Here is an 11,198-nt window from a genome sequence, read left to right as displayed (position 1 = left end):
AACTGGGGTGGCAAGGTGCACGGCGGGATCGTGATGAAGTGGATCGATGAAGCCGCCTATGTGTGCGCGTCACGTTACTGCGGGAATGACGCCGTGGCGGTGTTTTCCGGCGGTGTGAGGTTTTACCGGCCGCTGCTGATTGGCCACGTCGTGGAAGTCGAGGCGCGCCTGGTCTACACGGGGACGAAGGGAATGCACATAGCGGTCCACGTCCGTTCAGGAGATCCCAAGGGGCGCGGGATGAACCTGACCACCTACTGCCTGACCGTGATGGTGGCACGGGACGACGCCGGCAACTCGGTGCCGGTTCCGGCTTGGGTCCCCGTATCCGAAGAGGACAGGCGCCTGCACGCCCATGCCCGCGATCTGCTCGAAATCCGCGGCCGGGCGCCGGGAAATAGGCTCCCCAACCACCTTGTTGCCAGCTGGAAGTCCGACACGAGGCACGACTGTTAAATGCGTTACGTTCCAGCTACCCTTTAGCGACCGTCTGTGGCCTATGGGCGTTTGCCACCGGAGGGGCAAGACCGGAACTTTATTGGTTCCCGCCGCGGAATCCCTGAGCAAAACGAACCGACATCCGGTCTTGAGCGCCTCAGGTGGTCGGTGCTTGAATGGGCGCATGGCAGAACACAGCGTACTGGTCTCCGGCGGCGGCATTGCCGGCTCGACCGCCGCGTACTGGCTGGCGATGTCCGGCTGGTCTGTCACGATCGTGGAACGGGCAGCCGGCACGCCCACTGACGGCAACCCTGTCGACGTGCGGGGAGCCGCGGTCGCCATTGCACGACAAATGGGCATTTGGCCGCACCTGCAGGAGGCTGGCACAGGTGTGGAACGCCTCGTTTTCGTCGACGCCGACGGGCGACCACTGGCATCCATCCGCACGCGCCAACGCGGCGACCGCCATGCAGAGGTGGAAGTCGCACGCAATGAACTCGTCAACCTGTTGCTCAGCAAGGCCCGGGAGAACAGCCTCATCATCGAGGGCGACTCGGTCACCGCCTTGCACCAAAATGGTGCCGGGATTGACGTGGAGTTCGGGCGGACTCCTTCCCTGCGCTTCGACCTGGTCGTTGGCGCCGATGGAATCCACTCCGCTGTCCGGACCCTGGCTTTCGGTCCCGACGACCTTTTCTCCCACCCCCTTGGCATGTTCGTAGGCACCGTGCGCTCCCCGATGCCGATCGAGGATCCGCGCACCGTGCTGTTGTACAACGAACCGGGCACCTCGTTGACCATCCATCCGGCGGGTGGGAAGCCCGGTTTCGCTTTCATCTTCCGTGGGCAGCACAATTTCGACTACCGCGACACGGAACAAGGCCGGCGCCTTGTCGAATCCACCTACGCTGGCGGCGGTTGGCTCACCACACACGCACTTCAGGAATGGGGCGCGGCCGGGGATAGGTACTTCGATGCCGTCACTCGCGTCGAAGTACCGCGATGGAATACCGGACGCGTGGTCCTGCTTGGTGACGCTGCAAGTTGCATTTCGCTGTTCAGTGAAGGCTCCAGCAGCGCGATCGTCGGAGCCAAAACCCTTGCCGATGCGATTGCCACGCACCCCGGGGACCACACCACCGCGTTCGGCGCCTATGAACACACCCACCGCAAATACGTCAGACCGCTGCACCGGGGCGCTGGCATCGCATCACGTCTCCTCGTGCCCAATACCCGATGGGGCATTACGACACGCAATGCAGTCTTGAACGCGCTCCCCCTTCGGAACAAACGGTGAAACGGACCCCGTAGCGGTGCTCGTTGACAGGCCACCCGGATCCAGAATCCGTTCCTGCCATCTGAACCCCTTGTAGTGAACTGAACATTTGTTTAGTATCTTGAGTATGGGTTCAGTCACTAATGAGCGAGACTTCACCGCCCGGGCAACGATTCGCAACGCCGCGCTGGGCTTGTTCGCAGAACGAGGGCACGACGCGGTGACGGTGCGTGAGATCGCTGCAGCCGCGGGGGTGTCGCCGGCGCTGGTGCTCCACCATTTCGGGAGCAAGGACGGGCTGCGAGTCGCCGTCGACGCCCACGCGGCCGAATCCCTCGATGCCATATTCGCCGAGCTCGGCGGTCAGGAGCTCACGGAGATGCTCGCCAGCGGTGAGGCCACCACGTCGGTGGCAGAGGCCTTCGTCCAGGTATTCCCGCCTGGATCCCCTCTGCCGGCGTACCTGCGCCGACTGCTGCTCACCAATGACCCTGCCGGGGCAGCCCTGTTCGGCCGATGGTACGCCACGACCCGTGGCGTGTTGGACGCAATGATTGAGAGTGGAGTCGCAGCGCCCACTGAGGACCCGGCCGTCCGAGCGGCGTTCCTGTTGGTCAGCGACCTGGCGGTGATCTTGCTGCGCGAGCAGATCGCCACCGCCATCGGCGATGATCCCCTGACACCCACGGGCCTCGCCCGCTGGGCCAAGGACGTCACCGCCGTCTACGCCAGGGGCGCGTTCGCGACCCTGGAGAAGGAGCCTCCGTCATGACAGATACCCACTTTGTGATCCGAACCGAGGGACTCACCAAAGTCTTTGGCAAGGTCCGGGCCCTCGACGGCCTGGACCTCACCGTGCACCCGGGGGAGGTGCACGGCTTCCTCGGCCCCAACGGTTCCGGCAAGTCCACGACGATCCGGGTTCTGCTCGGACTCATGAAGGCCACCTCGGGCCACGCCGAACTGTTCGGCGGAGATCCTTGGCGCGACGCGCCCCGACTGCACCGCCGACTGGCCTACGTCGCAGGGGATGTCGCGCTCTGGCCGGCGCTGACGGGGGGTGAGTGCCTCGACGTCCTGGCCGCCACCCACGGCGGAGTCAACGGTCAACGCCGGGCGGACCTCATAGAGCGCTTCGACCTCGACCCCACCAAGCGCGTTCGCGACTACTCCAAGGGCAACAGGCAGAAGGTAGTCCTGATCGCCGCCCTGGCCGCTGACGCGGAGTTGTTGGTTCTCGACGAGCCAACCTCGGGTCTCGATCCGCTCATGGAGCAGGCCTTCCAGCAGTGCATCCGTGACCGGCGCGAAGACGGTGTGACCGTGCTGCTGTCCAGTCACATCATGGGAGAGGTGGAGGCGCTGGCGGACCGGGTAAGCATCATCCGTCGGGGCCGCACCATCACCAGTGGCACCCTGGCCGACTTGCGCAGCAGCACCCGGAGCGCCGTTCACGCCGTCACCGTGCGCGAGCCCGACGGGCTGGCCGAGGCCGAGGGGGTCGCCGACCATCAAAGCGAACGGCTGGACGGTGGAGTGGATTCCCGGTTCACCATCGACCCCGACCACCTCGACTCCGTCATCGGGGTGCTCCACGCGGCGGGCATCCACACACTCACGCTCACGCCCCCCAGTCTTGACGCGCTCTTCCTGCGGAACTACGGACCACCCTTGGGCCCGGACGAAGCGGCCGCAGACGAGAGCCTTGCGGAGGCTCCCTCATGAAACCCCGACATCTTGGCGCTTCGCCCCAGCCGAGCGGTCTGGGCATCATGCTGCGCATCGTCGGGCGTATTCAGCGGCGCAGTGCCTTGCTGTGGGTGCTGGTGCTGGGCGGGACCATGGTCGGCACCGCCGCCGGTGTCGCCGCGCTCTATGACACCTCCGCCAAGATCCACACCTACGCCGAGGCCGTCACTTCGGGCAGCGCCCTGGTCGCCGTCAACGGCAAGGTGGAGGGTATTGACTCTCTTGGGGGCGTCATCCAGGACGAGTTCGGTTTCATGGCTGCCTTCCTGCTGCCGCTGCTGGGCATCGCCTTGGTGGCACGGGCAACGCGCCGCGAGGAAGAGTCCGGCCGGCTTGAAATGCTCCTTGGGGGCCGCATTTCCCGTCACGAACCGACGTTGGCCGCGCTACTTGTGGCCACCGCGACTATTGTCGCGACCGGGGTACTTTTCGCCGTCGGGTTGGCAGTCTTCGGCGTCCCGCCGGCAGGGTCGGTCCTCTACGCACTCTCTCTGGTCGGATTGGCCTTCGTCTTCGCCGGACTCGCCGCCGTGCTGGCACAGCTCGCCCAGCACACCCGGGGGGTCTACCTCTGGAGCCTGATGGTCCTGGCGGCATCGTACGTCCTGCGAGGCGTCGGCGACGTGAGCGGAACCTGGGTGAGTTGGCTCTCTCCGCTCGGCTGGGCGGAGAAAGCGGCACCGTTCGGGGACCTGCGGTGGTGGGCTCTGGCAATCCCTCTTACGGTCGGCCTCGCACTGGGCGGCGCGGCATTGTGGCTGGCCGCCAGGCGCGACCTGGGCAGCGCGCTGATCCGGGGCGGCGCCGGCCCCCAGCGCGCTGCCACCCCGCTGCGCAGCCCTATCGGGCTCGCGGCCTGGATCCACCGACCCGCAATCCTTGGCTGGTTCGCCGGGGGCGCGCTGCTCACGGGGACGATGGGAGCCCTCTCTCAGCAAGGCCTCGATGCGATGGCCGGCAACCCGGCTTTTGCCGCGGCCATGGGGATCACCAACGGTCGGCCCCTGGACGGGTTCGTCGCTGCCATCCAGCTCTACCTGGCCGTCATCGCCGCCGGGTATGTCGTCCAGGCCATCGGCACACTCCGGGCCGAGGAGGCCGCCGGCCGGCTGGAGACCCGGCTATCCGGCACGCTGTCCCGGGACCGCTGGCTGGCATCACACGTGCTGGTCGTGCTGGGTGGCCTCATCTCGATTGTGCTCGGATCGTCGCTGGTCCTGGGCCTCGCGACCGCCCTGTCGGCAGGAGACATGGCAGAGTTCGGCCCCGCTCTAGGTTCCGGACTGGACTACCTACCGGCCGAGCTCGTGCTCGCCGGGCTGGCGCTGGCGGTTTACGGCCTACGACCTCGGTTGTTCGCGATCGCCTGGGCCGGGTACGCGGTGATGACGTTCATCGCGTTCCTCGGTCCCGGCCTAAAGTTCCCCCAGTGGGTGCTGGACATCTCGCCGACCACGCACGTGGGCAACCCCCCAGCAGGCACGATCCAGGCCGGTGCACTCACGATAATGGCCGCCGTCGCCCTGGCCCTCATGATGATTGGCTTCGCGGCTTTCCGCCGGCGTGGAGTACCCCAAGGCTGATATCCCCCTGGGGAGTCCACACCGAGGCCCCAAGACCGGCCGACGCAATTGACAGGGCAGACACCTGCGCTCTCCCGATACCCCGGTCCGGCCCGGTCCGGTCCGGTGACCAGCATGATGACAGGGCCGCCAAACGGCGCACTTCTTGAAACAGGCTCTCTCACCTTGCGGCACCCAGGCGGGGGCAGCACGATCGCCAAGCATGGCCGACTTTGCAATGGGTGGGCCGTTTCCTCACGGCCGGGCCCTCGAGAGAAGTCGCAGGACGGCCTCCTGGCTCAGCCACCCCTTCAGGACCCCGTCCTCCGCGACGGGCAGGCCACCTCCGGCCGGGGACTCCAGCACCAGCTCCACCACGGAGTCCAGGGTCGCCGAGGGCTCGGCAGTGGCGACATGCTCGGCCACCCCGGACAGCGAAGGCCCGCGCCGGGACTCGCTTCCTGCCAGCTCCACGGAAAGCAGCTGGAGGGTGACGACGCCGGCCAACCGGCCTTCCGCGTCGGTGACCGGCAGGCTGTGTTTGCCGGAAGCCAGCAGCAGCCGCGAACCCTCGGCGGCACTGAGGCTGCCGTCCAAGGCCCGGTGGCTGCTGTCCATGACGGCCCTCACGAGGGTGGCCTGCATCAGCTCGGTGCCGGGATGCCGGGTCAGGTCCACGCCGCGCCGGCTCAACTTGAGCGTGTAGATGGTGTCAGGGGACATCAGCTTGGACACCCCGGTGGCCACCACGATGGCGAGCATGATCGGCAGGATGATCGAATATTCGCCGGTGAGCTCAAACATGATGATGACAGCGGTGATGGGAGCTCGGGCCGCCCCGGCAAAGACGGCCCCCATGCCCACCAGCGCAAAGGTTCCCACCTGGCCGTGAAGCGCGGGATCGACGATTCCCACGACTTCCCCAAATGCCGCCCCCAGCATGGCGCCGATGAACAGGGACGGGGCAAACACTCCGCCCGAGCCCCCGATGCCAATCGTGAGGCTGGTGGCCACGATCTTCCCGACCAGCAGCACCAGCAGGAATCCCACGGCATAACGTCCATCAACACCGGCTTGCAGGACGGGGTAGCCCACACCGTACATCTGCGGCAGTGCCAGCAGCAGCAGCCCCAGCAACAGTCCTCCCAGCGCGGGGCGGAGCCAGTTGGGCAGCCGCCAGAGGAAGTCGCACAGGTCCTCGATGGCGTACAGGGCCCTGGTGAATCCCACCCCGGCCACGGCCGCCAGCAGGCCCAGGAGGAGGAACAGCGGGAATTCCCATCCGCTGCTGAGGTGGAAGGGCGGCAGCTGCAGGAAGGCCTGGTCGCCCAGGAACGACCGTCCCACCACGGAGGCGGCCACGGAGGCCAGCACCACGGCGCCGAAGGAGCTGGCCTCAAAGTCCGCAAGCAGCAGCTCCAAGGCAAAAAAGACCCCGGCTATGGGCGCGTTGAACGTCGCCGCAATGCCGCCGGCCGCACCGCAGGCCACCAGGGTGCGCACCCGGGAATCAGGCATCCGGAACACGCGGGCCAGCCAGGAGCCCAACGCCGAGCCGATCTGCACGATCGGACCTTCGCGGCCAACTGATCCTCCCGAACCGATGCAGATGGCCGAGGCCAGTGCCTTCACCACGGCCACCTGGCCCTTGATCCGGCCGCCGTGCTGGCTCACGGCATACATGACTTCGGGAACGCCGTGGCCGCGCGCCTCCGGGGCGAAGCGGTGGACCAGCGGCCCGTAGACCAGCCCGCCAACGGCCGGGGCCAGCACCACAAAGAACGGGCCCAGCCACGGGAGCCAGGGATGCCCCGGGTGGCCTTGGACTGCCGAATAGTCGGCGTGTCCGGAGAAGAATAGGGTGGCGGCGGAGATCATCCAGCGAAATGCGACGGCGGCGAATCCGGCGCCTGCACCCACCACGAGGGCCACGGCGATCAGTTGGTAGCCGCCTTCCGCGGCTGGTTTCCAGATGGTCCGCCACACGGCCGGTAGTCCGCGCCGCGTGGCGCCGATGTCTGTGGACATGCCGGGATACCTCACTTTTGGCTCACGCCGTAATTTCATGCACTCCTGCAATATATGCCATACTGCAATTATGCAGCCTAGCACCCGGTCCCAACCACCCAATGACGCCGTAGTGGAAACATTGACCGCCTCGCGGGCCTTGCTGGGCGTCATAGCCAGGTCGCTGGCCACAGTCATGGACACCGTGACGCTGCCCCAGTTCAGGGTGCTGGTGGTCCTGTCCGACTTTGGCCCGCTGCGGATGGGCGAGCTGTCGGAGAAGCTTGGAGCCAACCAGTCCAGTTTCAGCCGGTTCGCGGACCGCATGGTCACGGCCGGCCTGATTGCCCGGCAGGTGGGCATTGCCAACCGCCGTGAGGTCATTATTACCCTCACCGGGCTCGGCAGGGACATCCACGACACTGTGACGGAGGCCCGCAGGGCGGAGATCGCCACGCTGCTGGGGTCCTTGTCGCCCGCGGAGCGCCAGGCCGTCAAGACCGGCTTTGAAGTTTTCGCCGGGGCTGCCGGGGAACCGCCCGCGGCTGACCTGATGATCGTGGGGCTTTAGGCATGCCGCTCCTTTCCGGCATGCCGCCGATGCCGGGCATGGGCAACCCGCACGCGGCAATGACCGGACCGATGTGGATGCCCACCGCACCACCCACCGTGACGTCCGTGCTGGCCTGGCACCCGCAGCCGATTCCCGTGCTGCCCGTCCTCGCCGTGGTGTTGCTGCTCGGCTACACCGCCGCGCTGCTTGTGCTGCGGCGCCGCGGGGTGGCGTGGCCGGTGGGGCGTACCCTGATGTGGGTTGCCGGCGTGGCGAGCATCCTGTTTGTCACCGCCACCGGTATTGACGGCTATGGCATGGAACTCTTCAGCATCCACATGATCCAGCACATGGCACTGAACATGCTTTGCCCCGTCTTTTTAGTCCTCGGCGCCCCCGTCACCCTGCTGCTGCGCGTCCTGCCCGCCGGCCACGGCCGCAAGGGCGCGGTGCGCCGCGGCTTGCTGCTTGTCCTGCATTCGGTGCCGGCTTCCGTTCTCACCCATCCCGTGGTGACGTTTGCACTCTTCGTCATGAGCCTCTACGGGCTGTATTTCACTCCCCTCTTCGACTATCTGATGGGCACATGGTGGGGGCACAACGTCATGTTGATCCACTTCCTGCTGATCGGGTTCCTGTATTTTTGGGGGATCCTGGGAGTCGACCCGTCCCCGCGCCAGGCAGGCAGGGGGCTGAGGTCCATCTCCGGGGAGGTCCTGCCGGTGCTGGAACTGGCGGCCACCACCCCGTTCCACGCGTTCTTCGGCGTGGTGGTGATGATGTCCACCACATTGCTGGTGCACTTCTATGCCACGCCCATGCCGGGCTGGAACATCATGCCGTTGGCGGACCAGGGCGTGGGCGGCGGCATCGCGTGGGGCTTCACGGAATTTCCCACACTCCTGGTGCTTGGCGCCCTGGTCCTCAAATGGCAGCGTTCCGACGCGCGCAAGACGGCGGCCGCAGACCGCCGCGCCGCACGCGTGGGGGACGTGGACCTGGACGACTACAACAGCTACCTGCAGGGCCTGGCGGTCAGGGACGAGTCCCGCGGATGAGTCCGCTTGCGGTGGCTGCCGCCATCAGCTACGCGTTCACCCTGGGCTTGGTGGCCGCCATCAATCCGTGCGGGTTCCCGCTGCTACCCGCGTACCTGGCCCTGTTCGCCGCAGGGCCCGGCGGCCGGCGAACCGCCAGAACCACCCGTGGCCTGGTTTCCGGCGCCGGGGTCACCTCCGGCTTCGTGGCTGTCTTTGGCACGCTTGGGCTCGTTCTGATCTCCGGTGCCGCACTGGCCGCGGGGTGGCTGCCGTGGTTCATGGTGGCGGCGGGGGCACTGATGGCCGCGCTGGGTGTCTCCACGCTCTGCGGGCGCCCGCTGTACCTCAGGCTGCCCACGCCACGGCTGGCAGCGGGAGGGCGGACGTTCACAGCGACGTTCATGTTCGGCATCGCCTATGCCATCGGTTCCCTCAGCTGCGCCCTGCCCCTGTTCCTGGCCGCCGTGGGCGGATCATTCACCCGGCTGGGATTTTGGGCCGGCCTGGCCTGCTACCTGTCCTATGCCCTGGGCATGGGCCTTTTTGTGACGGGAGCGGCCGTGGCAACGGCCCTCGCCGGGAGCGGGCTCCTGCACCGTTTCCGCAGGGCCGGGCGGGTCCTGCCGGTGGTCTCCGGCGCAGTGCTCGCGGTGTCCGGGCTGTACCTGGCCTACTACTGGGCGGCCGAGCTTCTCCGCATCCCCCTGGCCGCAGGCCTCTTTGGCGCTGTGGGCGCCGTGCAGGGGGACGTGACCTCGTTCATGGCCGGCCACATGGCGGCCACCGCCGCAATCCTGCTGGCGGCGGTGCTGGCGGGCATCGCCGTCGTCATGCACAAAACCTGGACAAGCCCCGGGGAAACCCGCGAGGCGGAACACTCGGAAGGACTCCCCCATGTCTGAAACACCCAAGCCGGCCGTCGTGCCAAACCCCCGAGGCGCGGCGCTCCTGTGGGGTGCGGTCGGCGTCATGCTTTTGATGGCCGTGGCAATCGTGCTGCTGGTCTCGGGGCTGGCCCCGCACCCCTCCGCCGCCACGGACGTCCAGGGAGGCAGCGCCGTCGAGCCCGGCATCAATAAGGCCGCTTCCAACCTGCTCCAGCTCGACCCGCAGTCCGAGCCCGTCCCCGCGGCCCCAGCCCTGTCGCTGACCGACCAGGATGGAAAGCACGTCTCGCTCTCGCAATACCGCGGCAAGTCCGTGGTGCTTTCCTTCAACGATGACAAGTGTGAGGACCTGTGCACCCTCCTGGCCCAAGACGTGGTGGCCGCCAACAAGGACCTCGGGACCCATGCGAAGGACGTGGTGTTCCTCTCCGTCAACGCCAACCCCTACTACCCCTCCGCGCCGGCCGTCAAGGAATGGACGGACGGCCACGGACTGGCCGGGGCCTCCAACTGGGTCTTCGCCACCGGCACCCCGGGGCAACTGGCCAAGGCCGCCACCTCCTATGGGGTGCCGATCGAGCTGGACCCCAAAACCAGGGACGTGGTCCACGGCACGGAACTCTTCTTCATCGACCCGTCCGGGAGGGAAGCGGCGCTGGGCCAGTTCGGCACCGCATCCGCCAGCACGGACCTGTACGCCCATGCCATGGCCCAAGCCGCGGTGGACCTGCTGCCCAATGCCGCGGCAATCCATGTTGCCGGCCCGTCCCCCGCCGCGACGGCCAGCCAAAGCGGCGCCTCAATCAATGCCCCCGCCCCGGATTTCACCCTGCCGCAGCTGGCGCACCCGGAAAGCACGACGTCGCTGGGCGCGTTCAAGGGCAAGGTCACCGTGGTCAATTTCTGGGCCGCCACCTGCACGGCCTGCGTGGCCGAAATGCCCGCCATGGAGCAGTCCTACAAGAAACTGGGCAAAACGGCCAACTTTGTCGGCATTGACGTCGCCGACAACCCCCGCACCGCCGCGGCCTTCGCCACCAAATACGGCACCACCTATCCCCTGCTCAGCGATGCCGCCGGGGCTGCCTCCGGGGCGTACCAGGTGCCCGGGCTGCCGTTCACCGCGGTCATCGGCGCGGACGGGACGTTGCTGGTGCGCCACCCCGGCATCATGACGGCCGAACAGCTGGAATATGTGCTCCAAAGCGTGACATAGGGCGGTAGCTGACACCGGAGGGGCCGGCACAGCGGGCGGGTGGGCGATGGGCGCCGGCACAGCATTCATGTCACCGTCCCAACCAGGCCCTGCACTTCAGGCAGCAACCCACTGCGACGTCGGAACAACAACACCTGTAGCGTCACCCCATGCACCACCCCATGGCGGACCCGATCTTGAAAGGCCCACAGACGGATGAAAACGACCAAAAACCCAGTCCTCACCACAGCGAGCACCCTGGGCAGGCTGCTGCTCCTGGTCGTCACCAGCATTGCCTGCGGGGCACTTGTCGCCGGCCTGTTCGTCCCGGCAACGGCCCTGGCGGCCACAGTGGCCAACGACTCCATAAACATGTTCAACAACCTCCCGGCAAGCCTGGACGTGAACCCGCCCGCCCAGGCCACCACCGTGCTGGCCAGTGACGGCTCCACGATCGCCAGGTTTTACGAGCAGGACCGCCAGGCCGT

The 11,198-nt window shown here is 67.0% G+C and carries 10 protein-coding genes and 1 pseudogene; 10 read left to right on the top strand and 1 reads right to left on the bottom strand.

Annotated elements, in window-relative coordinates; all coding sequences use genetic code 11:
- From CVV68_RS22220 to CVV68_RS22200, 5 genes are all read left to right on the top strand, one after another.
- The coding region (locus CVV68_RS22220; RefSeq protein ID WP_281268329.1) for an acyl-CoA thioesterase at positions 1-456 on the top strand (456 nt) is incomplete at its 5' end.
- Positions 457-622: 166 nt separating this feature from the next.
- Positions 623-1,738, top strand: coding sequence for an FAD-dependent monooxygenase (locus CVV68_RS22215; RefSeq protein ID WP_110503163.1), 1,116 nt, complete (start codon positions 623-625; stop codon positions 1,736-1,738).
- A 106-nt stretch (positions 1,739-1,844) separates the two neighbouring features.
- The gene (locus tag CVV68_RS22210; RefSeq protein ID WP_110503162.1) at positions 1,845-2,489 is read left to right on the top strand and encodes a TetR/AcrR family transcriptional regulator; all 645 of its coding nucleotides are present in this window, start codon (positions 1,845-1,847) and stop codon (positions 2,487-2,489) included.
- Positions 2,486-3,442, top strand: a complete 957-nt coding sequence (locus tag CVV68_RS22205) for an ABC transporter ATP-binding protein (protein ID WP_110503161.1) — start codon at positions 2,486-2,488, stop codon at positions 3,440-3,442. The genes CVV68_RS22210 and CVV68_RS22205 overlap by 4 nt, the downstream gene beginning before the upstream one ends.
- On the top strand, positions 3,439-5,049 hold the full coding sequence (locus CVV68_RS22200; protein WP_146239000.1) for an ABC transporter permease: 1,611 nt from the start codon (positions 3,439-3,441) through the stop codon (positions 5,047-5,049). The genes CVV68_RS22205 and CVV68_RS22200 overlap by 4 nt, the downstream gene beginning before the upstream one ends.
- Positions 5,050-5,283: 234 nt before the next feature.
- Here CVV68_RS22200 and CVV68_RS22195 read toward each other — a convergent pair whose 3' ends face one another.
- Entirely contained in the window at positions 5,284-7,056 is a 1,773-nt protein-coding gene (locus tag CVV68_RS22195; protein ID WP_110503159.1) for a chloride channel protein, read from the bottom strand.
- A gap of 112 nt (positions 7,057-7,168) precedes the next feature.
- Between CVV68_RS22195 and CVV68_RS22190 the strand changes: the two genes are divergently transcribed.
- The 5 genes and pseudogenes from CVV68_RS22190 to CVV68_RS22170 all read left to right on the top strand — a co-directional run.
- Positions 7,169-7,606: a MarR family winged helix-turn-helix transcriptional regulator gene (locus tag CVV68_RS22190; protein ID WP_170133317.1), complete on the top strand. Its 438-nt coding sequence runs from the start codon at positions 7,169-7,171 to the stop codon at positions 7,604-7,606.
- A 2-nt stretch (positions 7,607-7,608) separates the two neighbouring features.
- On the top strand, positions 7,609-8,646 hold the full coding sequence (locus CVV68_RS22185; RefSeq protein ID WP_211320968.1) for a cytochrome c oxidase assembly protein: 1,038 nt from the start codon (positions 7,609-7,611) through the stop codon (positions 8,644-8,646).
- The gene (locus CVV68_RS22180; RefSeq protein WP_110503157.1) at positions 8,643-9,530 is read left to right on the top strand and encodes a cytochrome c biogenesis CcdA family protein; all 888 of its coding nucleotides are present in this window, start codon (positions 8,643-8,645) and stop codon (positions 9,528-9,530) included. The genes CVV68_RS22185 and CVV68_RS22180 overlap by 4 nt, the downstream gene beginning before the upstream one ends.
- Positions 9,523-10,731, top strand: a complete 1,209-nt coding sequence (locus CVV68_RS22175; protein WP_110503156.1) for a redoxin domain-containing protein — start codon at positions 9,523-9,525, stop codon at positions 10,729-10,731. Before CVV68_RS22180 ends, CVV68_RS22175 begins: the two co-directional genes overlap by 8 nt.
- A 195-nt stretch (positions 10,732-10,926) precedes the next feature.
- Positions 10,927-11,198 (top strand): annotated as a pseudogene (locus CVV68_RS22170) (transglycosylase domain-containing protein); the annotation flags it as partial.

Origin of the sequence: Arthrobacter livingstonensis (assembly GCF_003219815.1) — a bacterium.
GTDB classification, from domain to species: domain Bacteria; phylum Actinomycetota; class Actinomycetes; order Actinomycetales; family Micrococcaceae; genus Specibacter; species Specibacter livingstonensis.
Note: the sequence above shows the minus strand (reverse complement) of the source record. Positions and strands in the feature narration are given on the sequence as shown.

Excerpts from the sequence above, each read along its gene's own strand:
- CVV68_RS22180 (WP_110503157.1), top strand. The coding sequence starts at position 8,643 with ATGAGTCCGCTTGCGGTGGCTGCCGCCATCAGCTACGCGTTCACCCTG.
- CVV68_RS22205 (WP_110503161.1), top strand. The coding sequence starts at position 2,486 with ATGACAGATACCCACTTTGTGATCCGAACCGAGGGACTCACCAAAGTC.
- CVV68_RS22210 (WP_110503162.1), top strand. The coding sequence starts at position 1,845 with ATGGGTTCAGTCACTAATGAGCGAGACTTCACCGCCCGGGCAACGATT.
- CVV68_RS22175 (WP_110503156.1), top strand. The coding sequence starts at position 9,523 with ATGTCTGAAACACCCAAGCCGGCCGTCGTGCCAAACCCCCGAGGCGCG.
- CVV68_RS22215 (WP_110503163.1), top strand. The coding sequence starts at position 623 with ATGGCAGAACACAGCGTACTGGTCTCCGGCGGCGGCATTGCCGGCTCG.
- CVV68_RS22185 (WP_211320968.1), top strand. The coding sequence starts at position 7,609 with ATGCCGCTCCTTTCCGGCATGCCGCCGATGCCGGGCATGGGCAACCCG.
- CVV68_RS22200 (WP_146239000.1), top strand. The coding sequence starts at position 3,439 with ATGAAACCCCGACATCTTGGCGCTTCGCCCCAGCCGAGCGGTCTGGGC.
- CVV68_RS22195 (WP_110503159.1), bottom strand. The coding sequence starts at position 7,056 with ATGTCCACAGACATCGGCGCCACGCGGCGCGGACTACCGGCCGTGTGG.